The following is a 16,999-nucleotide window of genomic DNA, read 5'->3' as shown; positions in this document are numbered from 1 at the left end:
TCAGTGGTGCGGGTGGGTGGGTGCTGGTGCGGCTCAGGCGCCGCTGCGGATCATGCCCTCTTGAGCGACAGTGGCCAGGAGGCGTCCTTGCCGGTCGAAGAACCGGCCCATGGCCAGTCCCCGATTGCTCTGCCCGGACACCGCCTCCTGGGCGTAGAGCACCCACTCATCGGCGCGGCCGTCCCGGTGGAACCACATCGAGTGGTCCAAGCTGGCTGTCGTGAGTCCTGGTGCGGACCAGTGCAGCCCGTTGACCCGCAGCAGCGACTCAAGGATGGTGTAGTCGCAGACGTAGGCCAGGGCGGCGCGGTGCAGATCGGCGGTGGCACGTTCGTCGGCGGCGTCGGGCAACCGGTCGAATGCCTTGACCCAGACGGCCTGCTGCGGCAAAGCCTCGCCCTCTACCTCGACGTACACCGGTCCGGGAACGTGGCGCATGTCGAAGCTGCGCCCGGTAGCCCAGTATTCGGCGGCCGGGCCCTCGACGCCTTCCAGCACCTCGGCGGCACTGCTCAGGGATTCCGGCTCGACGGCGGCGGGCGCGTTCGGCTGGAAGTCCGGCCCGTCCTCGGGCACATGGAATGATGCTATCGCCGCGTAGACGGTCTTGCCGTTCTGGTGGCCGCGGACGCTGCGCGTGGAGTAACCGCGTCCGTCCCGCAGACGTTCCACCTCGTAGCGCACGGTCGCGCCGATATCAACGGGCCGCATGAAGTAGCTGTGCATGGAATGCAGGGTCCGGTCAGCGTCGACGGAGCGCATCATGGCGGCCGCGGCCTGGGCCACCATGTCGCCGCCGTAGGACTTGGGCCACGGAACGTACTGGGTGGTGGCTTCGTAGGCCTCGTCGTTAACCTGCGCCGGAACGCGGGTGAGCTCGATGGCCTTGAGGAACGTTTCCGACGTGAGCGTTCCGGTGGCCGGTGTTGTCGTATTCATCGCGGCTAGGCCCTGCGGAACTCGGCGAGGGTGTCGTCGGCAACGTCCTCGAGGTTGACCACCAGGTTCTCGGGGGTGCGGGCGGTCAGCCAGACGAGCTCCTGGGTGACGGACATATTGGCCTCGACGTGCGGCATGAACGGCGGGACGAACACCCAGTCGCCGGTCTTCATGTCCTGGAACTCGGAGTAATTCTCGCCGTAGTAGATGCGGCCGTGGCCGCGCAACACATATCCTCCGGTTTCTGCCTCGCCGTGGTGGTGCGGCAGGGAGCGGTAGCCGGGGACGTTGGAGACCTGGCCGAACCAGATCTTGGTGGCCGGGGTGTGCTGGATGGAGACGCCGGAAACACGGATGGCGTCGCCTGACTGTGCCGTGTTGGTGTCCTCCTCGCCAGCTCGGGTCACGACGGGGACAACCTTGCCGTCGGCTCCGGCGTAGATGGAGTTGTCGCCCTCGGTGCGGTACTCGGTGACGGTTTCGGTCATGATGCTCACTCCTCAGAGGTGGGTTTGGGTGGCTGCGCTGATGGCTTATGCCGCTGCGGACTCGGCTGCATGGTGGATCCGGACGCTGTTCTCCAGTCGTCCGATGCCGTCGATCTCGGTGGTGAGGACATCGCCGTCGTTAAGGAAGCGCGGCGGCTTCATCCCCATGCCCACTCCGCCAGGAGTGCCGGTGAGGACCAGGTCCCCGGGGCGCAGCGCGGTGAACTGGGAGATATATGAAAGGAGTCGCACGGGGCTGAACACCAGAGTGCTGGTGTTCCCCGACTGCACCAGCTCGTCGTTGACGTAACCACGGATGTCGAAATCGCCGTCGACGTCGTCGGCGGTTACCATAACGGGTCCCACCGGGGTGGTGGAATCAAAGGCTTTGCCCTGGAACCACTGCAGGGTGCGGTTCTGCCAGTCGCGCATGGAGACGTCGTTGGCGACGGTGTAGCCGGCAATGGCGTGCCGTGCCTGATCCTCGTCGGCTCGGAACAGCGTCGCGCCCACGACGACGGCCAGCTCGGCCTCCCAATCAACCTTCGAGCTGCCGTGTACTTCGATCGTGTCGGCTGCACCGGTCAGGGTATCCGCATACTTCGCGAAGAGCGTGGGGAACTCGGGCAGCTCCCGGCCCATCTCCCGGATGTGATCGCTGTAGTTCAGGCCACAGCAGATGACCTTCCCGGCCTGAGGCAGCAAGGGCGCCAACTCGGCGGCTGAGGCATGGACCATATCGGCGTCCGACGCCGCGGCAGCAATTGCTTCCACAGCATTCCGCCATTCCGGGTCAGACAGCAGAGCACCGACGTCGGTGGCCGGCAGCGGAAGGTAGGTGCCGGCACCCATGGCGAGGGCCGCCGTCGTACTGTTTCCGCCGGTCCGCAAAGTGGCCAGTTTCATCCGCTTCATTCCCTTCGATTCTGATGTCGACTTTATATGTCGACTTTTTTACGATCGTCACATATGCTCAAGGTAGCACGGTGGAAGGGATCTGCACAGGTCTTTTTCCGAAGTTTTTGAAGTCGCCATTTACGAGGAGGAACAGCATGAGCAACAAGACCATCAATCCCGAGTCGCTGCCCAAGCCGTCCGGCTATGCACACGGCATGCTTGCCGGGAATACCGTGTATCTGGGCGGGCAGACGGCGCTGGACAAGGAAATGAAGATCGTGCCGGGCGGCATCGTTGAACAGTTCAAGCAGGCATTTTCCAATGTCCTGACAACGCTGAAGGAGGCCGGGGGGCAGCCCGAGGATCTCGTCAGCGTGACCATCTATCTCACGGACGTGGATGACTACATGGCAAACGGACGCGAGATCGGGAAGCTCTGGCGCGAAATGGCGGGGTCGGAGTACCCGGCCATGGCAGGAATCGGCGTCACCCGGCTGTGGCAGAAAGAGGCCCTGATCGAGATCCAGGGCGTCGCGGTGATCCAGGGCCGCTAAGCGTCCGGACCGTGGATCAGACCGTGCGCGTGGGCCGCGGCGAGCGGGGCGATGAGCCGGTGCGTGGACAGAAACGTCCTCCGCGCGGCTGGCCCCTTCCAGTCATCCGGCAGGTATTCCAGCGGCAGGCTCGGGTCGCGGTACGGGAAGCGGCGCCACAAGGTCAGCATGGGAATGTAGTACCTGAAGGCTTCCCGCCGCAGCTCAGGGGTGGATGCCGCGAGGGCATCTTCCGGATTCTCCCCCAGCAGCGCGGTCCACTGCCAAGCGGCGTCACCATAGAGGGCTAGGAATTCGCCGAACTGCTCGTCCAAGGCGGCGAGATCCCACCACTGGGCAACCTTGGGCCGCATGGGGCCGTCGATCAGGTAGTCGCCCCGGAAGAAGTCGACGAACTGGCTGAGTCCCTTCGCTTCAAGCCGATTCTTTGCCTGGTCCAGAACAGGGGCCGGCGCGATCCACACGCCCGATGCCACGGATCCGAACCCGAGTCCGGAAAGCTCAGTGCGCAGCTGGTGCCGGCGGTTCCGCAAGGATTCCGGAACAGAAAAGATTGCCAGTGCCCACCCGTCCTCCGGGCTGGATCCTTCCGGGGCGAAGATTCTCTGGTCGCCTTCGTGGAAGACATCCATGACCTTTTCGGAGAGTTCATATTTGGCGACCTTGTTGGCGCGGACGCTCTGGAGGACTCCCTTCGCCTTCAGCCGTGAGACGGAAGACCGCACGCCCGGCGCATCGTAGCCAAGGTCTCCCAGCATCTCTATCAGCACGGAAACCGGCAGTGCGTCGCCCGCGTTGCGGCTGTATAGGCCGTAAATCGTGACGATGAGTTGCTGGTGACGTACCGGTGGAGCGGGGATCGCCATCATGGTTCGGAGGTCTCGATTCTGCTGTCGCCTAGCCAGTGTTGCCCTTCACCCCGAAGTGCGGTGGTCTGACGGATTCCATCATAGGCAACGAAGGCTTTCGTTCGCTGGATCGAAGACGCCGCCGTCAGTGTCCCTTGAACGCCTCAGCGAGCCACCAGGCGCCGCCGTCGGATGCGATGCGGGCATCAATGACCAGGGGGGTGTCCCTCGGCCCATCCACCCACGCGGTCACGCCTTCCAGATCGGCGATGGACCGGACCAGGAGGCCGGTTGCCCCATAGCCACGGGCGATCGAGGCGATGTCCACCTGCGGGAACGTAACCACGTCCAGATCGGCCTCATCGGCGGTGAAATGGTGCACCTCGGCACCATAGGCAGAATCGTTGTAGACGATCGCCACCAGCGGGATGCGCTCGCGGACAACCGTCTCCAGTTCGGCGATGGACATCAGGAATCCGCCGTCTCCCGCGCCGAGCACGGGGAGCCGGTCGGGACGGGCGATGGCTGCACCAATGGCCGAGTAGAGGCCCATGCCGATGGACTGGAAGGCCTGGGTAAAGCAGAAACCGAACTCGTCCGGGACGGACAGATAGGTACTGGGATAGCCCATGAAGTTTCCGGAGTCGATCGAGACGATCCGCTCGGCGGGAAGGAGTTTGTCGAGCTCGCGGCTGAGCACGCGGGGGTCGATGCCTTCCGGCGTTGAGATGTCGCCCGTATCGACGGAATTCCAGCGCGCGTTTTCGGAGATGGCCATCTCCATCTCCGGAGTGCGAAGTCCCGTGGCGCGGTGGCCGGAGGAGCGTAGGGCCTCTAGCACTGCGGCGGCCGTCTGCGCCGAGTCTCCGAGCACGCCGAGATCAATGGGCCGGTTGGCGCCCAGTCCCGAGTCCTCGATGTCAACTTGGGCCACCCGCGCGGAGGTTCCGATCAGCGATCCATGGCGCATTGTCCACATATTCAGGGCGCATCCGAAGCCGACGATCAGATCGGCGTCGGCAATCGTGGACGCCGTGAACGGGGAGGAGAAGCCGCCGGAAATGCCAAGGTTGTACGGATTGCCCATGAAGAGTCCGTGCGCGACGGCGGAGGTTGCCACGAGTGCGCCGCTCGCCTCCGCGAGGGCAGCGATTTCGGGGCCGGCTGCGCGGCCTCCGCGACCGGCGATGAACACGGGGCGTTCGGCAGAGCGGATGAGGGCGGCCAGGGCGCGGACGGCTTCGTCGTTCGGTTTCACCGGCCGGGGCGTGGGTACAGCTACGGCGCTGCCGCGGCTGAGGGATGCCGCAGCGGCCTGGATGTCGGTTGGCAAGGAGAGAACCACCGTGCGGCGTTCGTTGACGGCCGTGCGGAACGCGCGCATGGTGTCCGCCATGGCGCTCTCGGCGGTGTGGATGCGTTCGGCGACCGCGCCGACGCTGCGGGCCAGCGCATCCTGGTCGATGTTGAAGTTGGAGCGGATGGCCGAGGCCGCGGTGTCAGCGGTGAGCACGATCATGGGAGTGCGGCTCTTTGCGGCTTCGCCGATGCCGGTAACGGCATTGCTCAGGCCGCAGCCCTGGTGGGTGGAGACGATGCCAACTTTTCCGGACATTCGGCCGTAGGCGTCCGCCATCGTGGCAGCTCCGCCTTCGTGGCGGGCGGCGGTGAACGGGACGCCGTGCCGGCGGAGCGCGTTGGTGACCACGAAGTTGCCGCTGCCCACCACTCCAAAAACGTGGCCGACGCCGAGCTGGGCAAGCGTCTGCCCGACAAGTTCAGCAACCGTGACCGGCGTCCGGGCCTCATGGTGGTCTTCCGTTGTTTCCGTGGCGGACTCTTCGGAGGTGGCGGACATGGAGGTCTCCTTAGGCGAGTCGGACGAGGTGATTAGTAGGTGTCAGCGGGGCGGGACTGAGGGCTTCGCGGATATGCGCCGGCCAAGGTTGGGCGGCAGCGGCACCGGCCGGGACATGCACAGTGGTCCACGTTCCGTATGCGGCGAGCCCTCCCATGGATTTGGCGTGGGCTTGGCCGTGGACCTCGAAAGCGAAGGTCATGGAGGTGCGGCCCAGATTCTGCACCTCCACGGTTGCGGTCACCCGCTGGCCGAACCACAGTTTGGCCTTGAAGTTGACCACCTGCTGAACCCGGGGCGCGCTCGGAAAATAGTCCGGAAGGTCCAGGCCAATAAATAGTTCTGCCTCGGCGGACTCCACCCAGCGCATGATCGCAGAGTTGTGCTGGTGGCCGGAAGCGTCAGTGTCCACCCATTCGACAGTGCGTTCGATGCTTGCGTGCGGCCTTGACGGTACTTGGACGTCATTCATGGCGACCCTTTCGGTGAGTGAAATGGATTCACTCCACCATTGAAGGATATATCGAAAAAATGACGATCGTCTACAAGTTGCCATAGCTTGCCGGAAAATCTTTGGCGGCCGCAGCCGCGTTGGACCAAGTCAGGGTGGCGGCCCCGCCCACACGATTTAGAGGACCGGGCCACCTAGATTCGAGGCCCTCAGTGCGGCCGCATCGTCTGGCTGTCGGTCCCTTTCATGGGCCGACAGGTAGGCCCCGGCGATCGTCAAGGATGCGCCTTGGCCTGCTTGAAGCGAGACAGCCGCGGCGGCATCGCCGAGTGGAACCATCCTGCTCCGCCGCCACTCGCGTATCCGGATCTGACCAACCTGCTCGAAGTAGAAGCGCTCGGGTGCAAGCCTCTACAGCTATGCAGTGCGTTGGACGCTGCTCGACGTCAGCAAAGTCCGCGTGGCTCCGCTGTCAGCAGGCGTGTTCGAATACCCGGAAGAAAATGGCCGGCGCATCCTCCGGGGCCTGGCCTTTGTCCAGGAGTTTCCCGAGGACAGCGCGTGGGCCCACCCCGTCGACGGCCTCGTTGCCTATGTCGACGTCGTCAGCAAAACGGTGACCCAGGTCCTGGACACAGGCGCCGTCCCGGTTCCGGAAGAACACGGCAACTACACAGACCCCGAGCTGACGGGACCGCTGCGCACCACGCAGAAGCCCATCAACATCACCCAGCCGGAAGGACCGAGCTTCACCGTCACCGGCGGCAACCACGTCGAATGGGAAAAATGGAGCCTGGACATCGGCTTCGACGTCCGCGAAGGGGTGGTCCTAAACAACATAGCGTTCCGGGACAGTGGCCGGAAACGGCCCACCATCAACAGGGCGTCCATCGCGGAGATGGTGGTTCCCTACGGAGACCCGTCGCCTATTCGTTCCTGGCAGAACTACTTCGACACCGGCGAGTACCTGGTGGGTCAGTACGCCAACTCCTTGGAACTCGGATGCGACTGCTTGGGCGAGATCACATACCTGAGCCCGGTCATCAGCGATGCCTTGGGGAATCCCCGCGAAATCCGCAATGGCATCTGCATGCACGAGGAAGACTGGGGCATCCTGACCAAGCACAGCGATCTCTGGTCGGGCATCAACTACACCCGCCGGAACCGCCGTATAGTGATTTCCTGCTTCACCACCGTCGGCAACTACGACTACGGCTTCTACTGGTACCTCTACCTGGACGGCACCATCGAATTCGAGGCGAAGGCCACGGGCGTCGTCTTCACCAGTAGGTACCCGGATGGGGGATCCGCGAATATCTCGCAGCTGGCACCCGGTTTGGGCGCGCCGTTCCATCAGCACCTGTTCAGCGCGCGCCTGGACATGGCGATCGACGGCTTTGCCAACCGCGTTGAAGAAGAGGACATTGTCCGGCAGGCAATGGGCGAAGGCAACGAGCGGGGCAACGCGTTTTCCCGGAAAAGCACTGTGCTGGCCCGCGAGTCCGAGGGTGCCCGCGAAGCTGACGCACGTGTCGGGCGGACGTGGGTCATCTCCAACCCCGAGTCAAAGAACCGCCTCGGCGAGCCCGTGGGCTATAAGCTCCACGCCCAGGGCCAGCCGACGCTGCTCGCGGACCCGGGCTCGTCCATCGCACGGCGCGCAGCCTTTGCCACCAAAGATTTGTGGGTCACACGATTCGCTGAGGAGGAACGGTACCCCACGGGGGATTTCGTAAACCAGCACTCCGGGGGAGCCGGCCTGCCGGCCCACATCGCCCAGGACCGCGAGATTGACGGCCAGGACATCGTCGTCTGGCACACCTTCGGGCTGACCCACTTCCCCCGGATTGAGGACTGGCCCATCATGCCTGTCGACACTGTGGGGTTCAAGCTGCGTCCTGAGGGGTTCTTTGACCGCAGCCCCGTGCTGGATGTTCCTGCTTCCGCAGGCATGGGGCCGGGTAACCGGCCCCATGCTCCACTCCCGGATGGTCGCCGCCGTGACGGCCGCGTCTTGTCTTGTGTACCTGTGGTTAGCCTTGGGGAATCACCATGCGCTTTGGCTGAATGTTTTGATGCTCGCCATGGCTGCCGTGTGTCTTCCTTGTTCCCTGCACATATGGCGACACGGCCGAGTCAGCGCGCTTCACAAGGTCATGGCCTCCGCATTGGCGATGACCGTCCTTCACACATTTCTGCTGCTCGCAGCGGGGCCGCCGGATCACAGCCACGCAACGTCCGCCGGGGCCGTGGCCGGAACGGCAACGTCCGCTGCCACGGCCTCGCTGGCAATAATCGCTGTGGAAATTACGACGGCGCTGGTCGCCGGCACGCTGGTTGCCCGGCTGCGGCTTCGGGTCGCAACGCCCACACAATGAAACCGAATTCACTTCCCGGCCCGTCAGTCGTTGAAGAGCCCGGCCAGGTCTTCCGCCGTGATGGAGCCGCCGGACAGCGCATCGCCTTCCATCACGTCCGCAAAAAGCTGCGACTTCCTGGCCTTCAGCGCCATGACTTTTTCCTCGATGGTGTCCTTGGCCACCAGCCGGTAGACCATCACGTTCCTGGCCTGGCCGATCCTGTGCGTCCGGTCCACGGCCTGCGCTTCAGACGCGGGGTTCCACCAAGGATCCAGCAGGAAGACGTAGTCCGCCTCCGTCAGGTTCAGGCCAAAACCGCCGGCCTTGAGGCTGATCAGGAACACCGGCGCCGTGCCGTTCTTGAACTCGTTCACCACATCGGTGCGGTTCCGGGTGCTTCCGTCGAGGTAACAGAACTCGATCTTCTCGTCGACGAGCCGCTCACGTACCTTCCCCAGGAAGCCGGTGAACTGGCTGAAAATCAGCGCACGGTGGCCCTCCGCCACCAGATCCTCCAGCTGCTCGAACAGTACATCGAGCTTGCTGGAGCGCACGCCGGACAGCGAGGGATCCACCAGGGAGGCATCCAGGCTCAGCTGCCGGAGCAGGGTCAGCGACTGGAAAATGGTGAAGCGGTTCTTGTTGACGTCGTCGATCAGGCCCAGGATCTTCTGGCGTTCGCGCTGCAGATGAGTCTGGTAGACCTTCTGGTGCCGGGGATTGAGCACCACCTCCAGGATCTGTTCCTGCTTGGGCGGCAGATCGTCCATGACCTGGTCCTTGGTGCGGCGCATCATCAGGGGACGGACCCGACGGCGAAGCTTGGCCAACTGCCCCTTGTCACCGTTCTTCTCCACCGGCTTTTGGTAATACTCGGCGAACCGTTTGGGGCTGGCAAAGAGCCCCGGCGCCACAATGGACGTGAGCGCCCAGAATTCCATCAGGTTGTTCTCCAGCGGTGTGCCGGTGATAGCCAGTTTGAAGCCGGCCGGCAGCTTGCGGGCACACTGGTACGCCTTGGACTGGTGGTTCTTCACGAATTGGGCTTCATCCAGCACCAGGCCGGCCCATTTCTTGGAGGCGTAGGCGTCGTAGTCGATCCTGAACAGTGCGTATGAGGTGATGATGATGTCCGCACCGGCCATGGCTTCGGCCGGATCCAGGCCGTTCTTGGCGAATGTCTCGCCCACGGTCCGCACCGTCAGGCCCGGAGCGAATCGGGCAGCCTCGGCCTGCCAGTTACCCACCACACTGGTGGGGGCCACCACCAAAAAGGGGGCATCGCCGTCGGACGTTCCACGGTCAGTGGCATGGTCCTTCGCCGCGCACATCAGCGCGAGTGCCTGCACGGTCTTGCCCAGGCCCATGTCGTCCGCGAGGACTCCGCCCAGGCCGTGCCGATACAGGAAGCTCAGCCAGTTGTAGCCTTCCAGCTGGTACGGGCGAAGCTCCGCGTTCAGCGATGCAGGAAGCGGAAGCCCTTTGACGCCGCCTTCGAGCAGCCCGCCCACTGCTTCACGCCACGCAGCAGCCTGCTCATCAACGATCCCCAGCTGGGCCAGTTCGTCCCAGAGCCCGGCCTGGAAGCGGCTGATCTGCAGGGGAGCGTCCTTGTTGTCCTGGAGTGAGCGGGCTTCGTCGATCAGCGCGCGGAGCTGGTGGAGCTCGGGCAGGTCCAGCGAGAAGTAGGCGCCGCTGGGCAGCAGCATGCGGGTCTGGCCCGCCGCGAGTGCGGAAAACAGCGCGGCGAAGGAGACGGGCTGGCCCTCCAGCGTAATCACAATGCCCAGGTCGAACCAGTCGCGGCTGTCCGTGGCTTTGGTGGAGATGGCCACCACCGGCGCTTCCGAGGCCTCCCGGTAATCGGCAATGTCGCCGGAGGTGTCCACCACAACGTCGGGCGTGTCCCGGAGCTGCGGAAGGACCTCCTCGGTAAAAGCCAGCGTGTCCAGGCCGCTCAATTCGGCGGACGCGGCGAGCCTCGGAGTACCCCAGCCGCTGGTGGTGGATTCGCCCAGCGCGGCCACCACCTCCCAGGGATAGCCCAGGCCCTCGAGGATGCGGGCCTCGGCAGGATCATCGCGGTAACCGTGATCGCCGGGATGGCGCCAAAGCGGCTGCGCCGTGACCAGGTTCCCGGATTTGTAGTGCCACTCCCAGTGCAGCCGGACCCGGTGATCGGCACCGTAGTTGGCCAGGAGCGACAGCGTTGGCACGGCCAGTGTGGGCAGCTCCACGGATTCATCGGACGCCGTGACCCGGGCGGCCTGCTTGAGTTTGGGATAGAAGCCGGTAAGGAAGCGGCTTTCGTCGCGCGCCGGGATGTGCAGGGTGCTGCCCGCCGTGACAAAGGTCAGCAGTTCCTCGCTGAGCCCGCTTTCGAGGGGAGCCAGCGTGATCACCTTGTCCCCGGCAACACCAGCGGCAATACCTGAAGCGCTACCTGCGGCAACACCTGCAGCAAGACCCGGCAGTGCGTCGCCGCCCGATGTCAGGAAAATCCCGTGCGCCGGTCGTCCGATCGTCCCTACGGATGCCGGGTCAACCACCACGCCCTCAACGGTGATGGTGGGCGCAAGCTCCAGCCCGCCGCCGTCGGACGTTTGATGTGCGGTGACAGCACCGTTAACAGCAGAGCCGAAACGGCTCAGATTGAGCCCGACGGAGGCGGGAGACTCCGCGAGCCGGACGGGCTCCTGCCCGCGGCTGTGGACAAGGGCGACGCCGATCTTCTGTGCCTCGACCAGCAGGCTCCACATGTTCTTGCCGGCGAAGGTGTTCAGGCTCAGCCAGAGTGCGGACGAGCTGTGCAGCCTGTTGGTGGCGACGGTGTGGGCGGCGAGGAACGACTGCATCCACTCCACGTGGGCCTCGTTGCACTCACGCCGGAAATTCAGGTAACTCAGGGTGTTCCAGGAGACGTCGCCGCGGATCCATTTGCCCTTGGTGCCCATAATCACGGGCCGGGCCTTGAGCTGGCGCACGCTGCGGAGCGGATCCCGGCGGCCTGTGTAGGAGAAGTGCGGGGCGGGCTCTTCCACCTCAAACTGGAGCGCCAGCGGGATGCCGTTGGTGGACTGGGTGATGCCCGGGCGCGAGATCAGCGGGCTCAGTGCCTGTTCCCAATCCGGCAGTTCAACACCGGCGTTCTGGCGTGACAGCCGCGATACTTCGGCGGGCGTCAGGAGCTGGACGCGGATGGCCGGGTTGTCCTCGGCAGCGAACAGGAGCGCGGCAACATGCTTGCAGTCCTTGCGGACCGGACAGCTGCAGACTCCTACGGTGCAGCTCCAGCCGCCTGCTTTCCGGACCAGCTTGGCCGTGGTGGAATACGGTACGTCTGCGCCGCCGCGGACTTTGCCGAGCATCAGGCCGGTGGCGCCGTCGAAGGACATCCCGGACACCCGGCTTCCCATGGCATAGGCAAGCCCGGCCGCGAGGGAACGGTCGTTGATTGCGGGAGTCTGTATTGCCAGTGCCGCACTCTCGTCCGGATGGGATGGCATGGTGCGCGCTACTTTCAGCAGGTCAAAAATCTGCAGGTTATCTGATCCATCTTAGCCAGCCGAAATGGCCCCTGAAACTTCGCCTGACGTTCACCTCCGCCTCAACCTCCGGGCGCGCACTGCGACGTACCGTGAAAGTGTCCTGAGTACCACCGGCTTTCAGCAGTGAGGATTTCCCATGACTACCAGCGAGTCCACCCTTCGGTACCCGACAGTACTGACCACCGATTGCATTGAAGCGGGCGACGAGGACGTGGTTGATGCGAATGTGAACGTGGTGAATGCCATGTACCAGGAGCTGCTCAACTCCGAGGAAATCGCGCCGAACGCCCTGCGCAGCTACTACGTGGACTTCTACCTGACGCAGTCCTTGGGCGGCGGCTTCGCCCAGTATGTCTTCACCGCGCCGGACCGGGAGGACCTGGACACCTACATCCGCGAAGGCCTTGAAGGCATGGGTGCCACCGCCCACCTGGAGCTGTTCAACCGCACCGTCGAAACGTTCGACGCCCTCACCGAGGACGACGCCGAGGCCTACCTTGACGGCGATCTGGACACCGAAGAGGAAAGCACCGCTGGCGTCCAGGCCATGGAAGAGCTCGACGGCGAATTCGAGGCACTGCTCGAAACCGAGGACATCAATGTGCTCAACGCCGCCTGGCTCCGCGGCCAGGAAGGCCGGCTGGCGCTGAACGAGGAAGAGCTGAGCGCGCACATCGCCCAGCGTGTGGCGCAGATCCCCGATCTCGAAGAGCGGCAGGCCGAGGCCGAGGCGGAAGAACGGGAGAACGCTCCGGAGTTCGAGGTCATCATCCGCGAACTGTGCGATGTTGCTGGCTACGCGCTGCAGAAGATCACCATGGGCGATCCCAACTATGAGCACAACGGCGAGACCATCCTGGCCTGGCACTTCACCACCGATCACGGTGATTTCATCATGGTGGAAGACGATGAAGAGGCGTACATGATCAACGCGGAGACCAAGGAAATCGTGGCCGCCGTGGAGTTCGAAGAGGCCGACGAGCTCGTCGAAGCGTAGTTCGGTCTGCGCAAGGCGGCAGTCATCCTCCGCGTGCTCGCTCGTTCCTCGATTGGACGCACGCTTCCGGATAATTGCCGCCTTGTCGCTTGCACACTTGCGCGCCGACGGGCTCCTGTCCGTCAGAAGTGCGTGTTTAGACTCGAGCGGTGCATGCGTACTGGGAGCTGGCGAAGTCATCGTTCCGACGCCACTCCACGTACCGTATCGCGGCCCTCTCCGGTGCTTTCACCAACTCCGTCTTCGGCCTGATCCGCGCGTCCCTGCTGCTCTCGGCGATCACGACGGCGGGCGGCCGCATCGGCGGCTACACCGCCGTTGAAGGGGCCACCTATGTCTGGCTCGGCCAGGCACTGCTGGCGCCACTGGGCCTGTTTGGCAGTGCCGAACTGGCCAACCGGGTCAAAAGCGGGGACATCGCCGTCGACCTTTCCCGTTCCGTGAACCTGACCGGCGCGTACTGGGCGCAGGACCTGGCCTGACAGTAACTGCTCGGCGTCATTTCCATCCTGGCCGCCCTCACACTGAACTTCCTGGGCTTCTTCATCATCAATCTGCAGGCGTTCTGGGTCCTGGAAATCCGCGGCTTCTGGCTGCTGTACATAACGGTCATGAACCTGCTGTCAGGTTTCCTGGTGCCCGTCACCTGGTTCCCGCAGTGGCTGCTGGACTTGCCCGTGCCACACCGTTCCCACGACATGAGCGACGTGCAGCGCCTCTGCCGGCGCGTTCTGGTGGTCGACGACGGCGCCATCGCCTTTGACGGGCCGCTGTCCGGTCTCGCTGAGGTGGCGGAAGCCGGGCGCACCATGGTGGTTGACCTTGCTACGCCCGTCTGCTCGGCCGGTGAGCTGCCTCTGCCTGTTGTCTGCTGCGGCCCTGCTGGCCGCGATCTCCGCGACTGCGGAAGTGGCGGATCTGTCCCTGCACGAGCCGGACATCGAACACCTGGTGCGGCAGCTCTACACCTCGGGGCGCTGAGTAGCTTCGCGGCCACCTCGGGATGCCGTGGCATCCGCAGGAAGAATTTTCAGCACACCGTAACTTTTGAGCTCGGCGCAGCGATGTAGAGGGAGTGTGGACCACGTTCACATCGCTTCATGGCCCGGTTCCACTAGGCCTGATGCACACTTGTTCGCCAAGCTTCGGAGGGTTTTATGTCCTTGTTCACTGTTTTTGCCACTAGTAAGGTTGCCGCGGGAGTTTTGGCTGCGGGCACGTTGGCGGTCGGTGGCACCGGCGTCGCCGCTGTTGCCGGCGCACTTCCCGCAGACGTCCAGCAGAGTGCCCACGAATTGCTTGGTGCCCCGGCCCCGCATGCAGGCGGAGTCTCCACCACCGCGACGGCGAAGGCAGCGGCGGCTGCCGATGGCAATGCGACCGTCACGGAATCCGGTGCCAAGGCTGACGCCAAGGTTTCCGGTTCATCGGCAGCTGCCGTGGGCGCGGACGCAGCCGGTGCGGCTGCCTTCGGCCTGTGCACCGCATTCGCGAACGGCGGGCTCAACGCAGGCTCCACCGGTTTCACTTCGCTCGCTGTTGCCGCAAACGGCGAAACGAACATCGAAGGCTACTGCGCCGAGGTATCCGCCAAGGGCCAGTCCGCCAGCCACAAGGCTGAGGTGGCCGGCTCGGGTTCGGCAAACGTGAAGGCCGCAGTGCCGGCAGTACCCGCGGCTCCGGCTGTTCCGGAACTGCCCGGCCAGGCATCCGTTCCTGCCGTTCCTGCCGTTCCGGCTGTGCCGTCACACGTGCCCACTGACGCAGTGGACGCTCCGTCCGTTGCCGGACGTCCGTAGCGCACCAGCTAGTGTGGACTGCGGGACTTTGCCCCACCGGCACGAGTCCCGCAGTCCAATAGGCGACGGCTACGGCCGCGCCGGAGACCGGGATGTGTGACTCTGCTGCCCGGGATGGAGGAGCCGCGGGTGCCTAACGCTTTGGCTGATGAAGACATCGATACATACGAAGACATGGACGGGGCTGACCCGGCCGTGCTTTTCGGTATTGTCTACCGCAGGCTATCCGGCGCCGTCCTGGGCTACCTTCGAGCGCGGGGTGTGGATGATCCCGAGGCCGTTACACAGGACGTGTTCCTGGCGTTCTTTCCGAAAATCGGGGATCTCAGCGGCGGAATCCAGGGAGCCAAGTCATTGGTGTTTTCGATCGCGCACGCCCGCATGGTGGATCATTACCGCCGCCGTGAACGCGCCCCGGACTTCAGCCCCTACGATGCTGCGGCGGATACGCGCAGCAGTGCCTCAGCAGAGGACCAGGCACTGGGACAGGCAGCCATCGGGGGCGCTTCCGTCCTGCTGGAGGGACTGAGTGGAGAGCATCGGGAAGTCCTGGCCCTGCGGGTTGTGGCGGACCTTTCCATCGAACAGGTTGCCGGCATCATGGGTAAATCTCCCGGCGCCGTCAAGCAGCTGCAGCGCCGGGCGCTCTGCAATCTCAGGGACCAGACGTTAAGAAGAAACAAGGCAGATCATGGGTAACACATCAGCATCCCGGGATGATCAGATCGTCGAGCGGCTGCTCGCCGAGACAGGATTCGACGACGGCGACGACGGCGACCTCGGGCTCCGCCACGTACTGCTGGGGCTGCGGACGCTGGCGGCCGAGCCGCCGCAGGCATCCGCGCAGGTGGCCGCACTCATGATCCCGGGGGCCACCGTTATTCCCGATGCCGATGCTGATGCTCGCGCCGAAACCAGCGAGCGTGCCGATGAACTGGCTGCCCGGCGCAGGATGAAGCGCCGCTTGGCGATCACCACGTTCTCAGTGGCACTTTCCTTGGCCGCCGGAGGCGCAGTTGCGGCTGCTTCCGATCAGGGTGTGCGTGACACCGTCGGCCAGCTGCACCACGCAGTTACCTCGTTCGTGACGGCCTTCACCGCAGGCCCCGGTGACAAATCCGCGGAGAATCCGGTACCCCAGCGCACCGCAGACAGCCAAGGCTCGGCAGGGCAGGCGCCGTCACCACCTGTTCCGGTACCGGCATCGGATGCTGCTACGCCAGCCACCAAAGGCAGGGGCGAGCCGTCGAAACTCCCTGTCCCGGCAATCTCCGGCACGGTGCATTTCCCGGGCTCGGAGCTTCCCGGCGCGCCGCTCCTCGGCTCGCCATTCCCCGGACAGCCCAGCCTGGGCAGTCCTTCAGTTCCGGCTGTTGAGCCGGGGATTGATCCATCCACCGGTCCTGCCCGGCTCTGGCCCGTCCCGACATCACCAGCAACACCCGCGCCCCTGTCGCCCCGAGCAGTTCCGTAAGGCACAGCAGTTCCGTAAGGCACAGCAGTTCCGTGGTGACTCTCGGGGCGTCCTCCGGAACCGAGGTGCGTGGTATCGGTAGCCGGTCAGTAGCCGCCCGCGGCCTGCTTCACCATCTCGCCAACCGGGCTCACGAGAAACCAGAAGCCGCCTACGCCCTGGCCCAGGATGTCTCCTGCGGCCTTGTCGTTGGCGAAGTGGTACAGCGGCATGCCATTGAGGGTTATCTGCTTTGCGCCGTCCGCCGTCGTGATGGTGCCGATCTTGCCAGTGACTCCTTCAACAGCGGGTGAACCGGACGTTGTGGTGACGGCCGGCCACATGGCCACACACGCGCCGGCACAGGAACTCTTGCCGGAATCCTTGACGTCCTTGGTGAAGGAGTAGATACTCATGCCCTTTGCATCCACTACAACGTTTCCGGCTTTTGAAGTCGCTGTCTTAAGCTCGACGGCGGCTGCCGGAGTTGAGGGGCCGGCTGACGGCGCGGGGCTCGACGCGGCGGGGCCCGACGCGGCCGGGCTCGACGCGGCGGGCGCAGACGAGGACGGGGTCCCGGGGCTTGAGCCACAACCCGTCAGTGTGGCTGCGAGAGCCAGAACGGTAAAACCTATACCCAGATACTTTTTCATGCAGGTTGCTCCTTGGCTGGTGCAGGGCGCCGGCAAACCCGACGGTAACCCCTAAGACGCCTCTAGGTAAAGAATGGTTCAAAGGCGGGTGAGCCGCGCGGTAGTGAACTCTTTTGCCCGAGTGGACGTCGTAACAGCCAGGATGCATCCGGAA

The 16,999-nt window shown here is 64.3% G+C and carries 16 protein-coding genes and 1 pseudogene; 9 read left to right on the top strand and 8 right to left on the bottom strand.

Annotation, left to right across the window (positions count from 1 at the left end; genetic code table 11):
* Positions 1–33: 33 nt before the first annotated feature.
* Genes ACQCST_RS18700 through ACQCST_RS18690 form a run of 3 tightly spaced genes read right to left on the bottom strand, consistent with a single transcriptional unit; the run spans position 34 to position 2,333 of the window.
* Entirely contained in the window at positions 34–939 is a 906-nt protein-coding gene (locus tag ACQCST_RS18700; RefSeq protein ID WP_426997253.1) for an acyl-CoA thioesterase, read from the bottom strand.
* A 5-nt stretch (positions 940–944) separates the two neighbouring features.
* Entirely contained in the window at positions 945–1,427 is a 483-nt protein-coding gene (locus ACQCST_RS18695) for a cupin domain-containing protein (protein ID WP_426997251.1), read from the bottom strand.
* Positions 1,428–1,472: 45 nt separating this feature from the next.
* Complete coding sequence (locus tag ACQCST_RS18690; RefSeq protein WP_426997249.1) at positions 1,473–2,333, bottom strand: fumarylacetoacetate hydrolase family protein; 861 nt, start codon at positions 2,331–2,333, stop codon at positions 1,473–1,475.
* A 146-nt stretch (positions 2,334–2,479) separates the two neighbouring features.
* Here ACQCST_RS18690 and ACQCST_RS18685 point away from each other — a divergent pair, with 146 nt between their 5' ends.
* Entirely contained in the window at positions 2,480–2,878 is a 399-nt protein-coding gene (locus ACQCST_RS18685; RefSeq protein ID WP_111909292.1) for a RidA family protein, read from the top strand.
* Here ACQCST_RS18685 and ACQCST_RS18680 read toward each other — a convergent pair.
* The 3 genes from ACQCST_RS18680 to ACQCST_RS18670 all read right to left on the bottom strand — a co-directional run bounded on the left by ACQCST_RS18680 (position 2,875) and on the right by ACQCST_RS18670 (position 6,056).
* On the bottom strand, positions 2,875–3,747 hold the full coding sequence (locus tag ACQCST_RS18680; RefSeq protein ID WP_426997247.1) for a PaaX family transcriptional regulator: 873 nt from the start codon (positions 3,745–3,747) through the stop codon (positions 2,875–2,877). The two genes, ACQCST_RS18685 and ACQCST_RS18680, sit on opposite strands and share 4 nt — an antisense overlap.
* A gap of 124 nt (positions 3,748–3,871) precedes the next feature.
* The gene (locus ACQCST_RS18675) at positions 3,872–5,584 is read right to left on the bottom strand and encodes a thiamine pyrophosphate-binding protein (protein WP_426997245.1); all 1,713 of its coding nucleotides are present in this window, start codon (positions 5,582–5,584) and stop codon (positions 3,872–3,874) included.
* Between the two features lie 10 nt (positions 5,585–5,594).
* Positions 5,595–6,056, bottom strand: coding sequence for an acyl-CoA thioesterase (locus ACQCST_RS18670; RefSeq protein ID WP_426997243.1), 462 nt, complete (start codon positions 6,054–6,056; stop codon positions 5,595–5,597).
* Between the two features lie 418 nt (positions 6,057–6,474).
* On the opposite strand from ACQCST_RS18670, the pseudogene ACQCST_RS18665 reads away from it, so the two are divergent.
* A pseudogene (locus ACQCST_RS18665) lies at positions 6,475–7,998 on the top strand (primary-amine oxidase); the annotation flags it as partial.
* A 211-nt stretch (positions 7,999–8,209) separates the two neighbouring features.
* Positions 8,210–8,413 carry a hypothetical protein gene (locus ACQCST_RS18660; RefSeq protein WP_426997241.1) on the top strand — a complete coding sequence of 68 codons (204 nt, stop codon included), beginning with the start codon at positions 8,210–8,212 and terminating at the stop codon, positions 8,411–8,413.
* A 23-nt stretch (positions 8,414–8,436) separates the two neighbouring features.
* Here the strand turns inward: ACQCST_RS18660 and ACQCST_RS18655 are convergent, their stop codons facing one another.
* Positions 8,437–11,901, bottom strand: coding sequence for an SNF2-related protein (locus ACQCST_RS18655; RefSeq protein ID WP_426997239.1), 3,465 nt, complete (start codon positions 11,899–11,901; stop codon positions 8,437–8,439).
* A 178-nt stretch (positions 11,902–12,079) separates the two neighbouring features.
* Here ACQCST_RS18655 and ACQCST_RS18650 point away from each other — a divergent pair, with 178 nt between their 5' ends.
* From ACQCST_RS18650 to ACQCST_RS18625, 6 genes are all read left to right on the top strand, one after another.
* Complete coding sequence (locus ACQCST_RS18650) at positions 12,080–12,940, top strand: DMP19 family protein (RefSeq protein ID WP_426997237.1); 861 nt, start codon at positions 12,080–12,082, stop codon at positions 12,938–12,940.
* 149 nt (positions 12,941–13,089) lie between these two features.
* Positions 13,090–13,422 (top strand): hypothetical protein, encoded by a 333-nt coding sequence (locus tag ACQCST_RS18645; RefSeq protein WP_426997235.1) that lies wholly within the window; start codon positions 13,090–13,092, stop codon positions 13,420–13,422.
* A gap of 129 nt (positions 13,423–13,551) precedes the next feature.
* Entirely contained in the window at positions 13,552–14,010 is a 459-nt protein-coding gene (locus ACQCST_RS18640; protein ID WP_426997233.1) for a hypothetical protein, read from the top strand.
* A gap of 87 nt (positions 14,011–14,097) precedes the next feature.
* A complete protein-coding gene (locus ACQCST_RS18635; protein WP_426997231.1) occupies positions 14,098–14,739 on the top strand; it encodes a protein tyrosine phosphatase in 642 nt (213 codons plus the stop codon).
* 114 nt (positions 14,740–14,853) lie between these two features.
* Positions 14,854–15,438, top strand: coding sequence for an RNA polymerase sigma factor (locus ACQCST_RS18630; RefSeq protein WP_426999219.1), 585 nt, complete (start codon positions 14,854–14,856; stop codon positions 15,436–15,438).
* Positions 15,431–16,213 carry a hypothetical protein gene (locus tag ACQCST_RS18625; protein ID WP_426997229.1) on the top strand — a complete coding sequence of 261 codons (783 nt, stop codon included), beginning with the start codon at positions 15,431–15,433 and terminating at the stop codon, positions 16,211–16,213. The genes ACQCST_RS18630 and ACQCST_RS18625 overlap by 8 nt, the downstream gene beginning before the upstream one ends.
* 86 nt (positions 16,214–16,299) lie before the next feature.
* On the opposite strand, the gene ACQCST_RS18620 is transcribed toward ACQCST_RS18625, so the two are convergent.
* Entirely contained in the window at positions 16,300–16,845 is a 546-nt protein-coding gene (locus ACQCST_RS18620; protein ID WP_426997227.1) for a COG4315 family predicted lipoprotein, read from the bottom strand.
* Between the last annotated feature and the right edge of the window lie 154 nt (positions 16,846–16,999).

It is taken from the genome of Pseudarthrobacter sp. N5 (genome assembly GCF_050157035.1).
Classification (GTDB): Bacteria; Actinomycetota; Actinomycetes; order Actinomycetales; family Micrococcaceae; genus Arthrobacter.
This window is presented reverse-complemented; position numbering and strand designations above follow the sequence as displayed.

Coding starts and splice junctions, on each gene's coding strand:
- ACQCST_RS18700 (WP_426997253.1), bottom strand. CDS start 939: ATGAATACGACAACACCGGCCACCGGAACGCTCACGTCGGAAACGTTC.
- ACQCST_RS18695 (WP_426997251.1), bottom strand. CDS start 1,427: ATGACCGAAACCGTCACCGAGTACCGCACCGAGGGCGACAACTCCATC.
- ACQCST_RS18690 (WP_426997249.1), bottom strand. CDS start 2,333: ATGAAACTGGCCACTTTGCGGACCGGCGGAAACAGTACGACGGCGGCC.
- ACQCST_RS18685 (WP_111909292.1), top strand. CDS start 2,480: ATGAGCAACAAGACCATCAATCCCGAGTCGCTGCCCAAGCCGTCCGGC.
- ACQCST_RS18680 (WP_426997247.1), bottom strand. CDS start 3,747: ATGATGGCGATCCCCGCTCCACCGGTACGTCACCAGCAACTCATCGTC.
- ACQCST_RS18675 (WP_426997245.1), bottom strand. CDS start 5,584: ATGTCCGCCACCTCCGAAGAGTCCGCCACGGAAACAACGGAAGACCAC.
- ACQCST_RS18670 (WP_426997243.1), bottom strand. CDS start 6,056: ATGAATGACGTCCAAGTACCGTCAAGGCCGCACGCAAGCATCGAACGC.
- ACQCST_RS18660 (WP_426997241.1), top strand. CDS start 8,210: ATGACCGTCCTTCACACATTTCTGCTGCTCGCAGCGGGGCCGCCGGAT.
- ACQCST_RS18655 (WP_426997239.1), bottom strand. CDS start 11,901: ATGCCATCCCATCCGGACGAGAGTGCGGCACTGGCAATACAGACTCCC.
- ACQCST_RS18650 (WP_426997237.1), top strand. CDS start 12,080: ATGACTACCAGCGAGTCCACCCTTCGGTACCCGACAGTACTGACCACC.
- ACQCST_RS18640 (WP_426997233.1), top strand. CDS start 13,552: ATGAACCTGCTGTCAGGTTTCCTGGTGCCCGTCACCTGGTTCCCGCAG.
- ACQCST_RS18635 (WP_426997231.1), top strand. CDS start 14,098: ATGTCCTTGTTCACTGTTTTTGCCACTAGTAAGGTTGCCGCGGGAGTT.
- ACQCST_RS18630 (WP_426999219.1), top strand. CDS start 14,854: ATGGAGGAGCCGCGGGTGCCTAACGCTTTGGCTGATGAAGACATCGAT.
- ACQCST_RS18625 (WP_426997229.1), top strand. CDS start 15,431: ATGGGTAACACATCAGCATCCCGGGATGATCAGATCGTCGAGCGGCTG.
- ACQCST_RS18620 (WP_426997227.1), bottom strand. CDS start 16,845: ATGAAAAAGTATCTGGGTATAGGTTTTACCGTTCTGGCTCTCGCAGCC.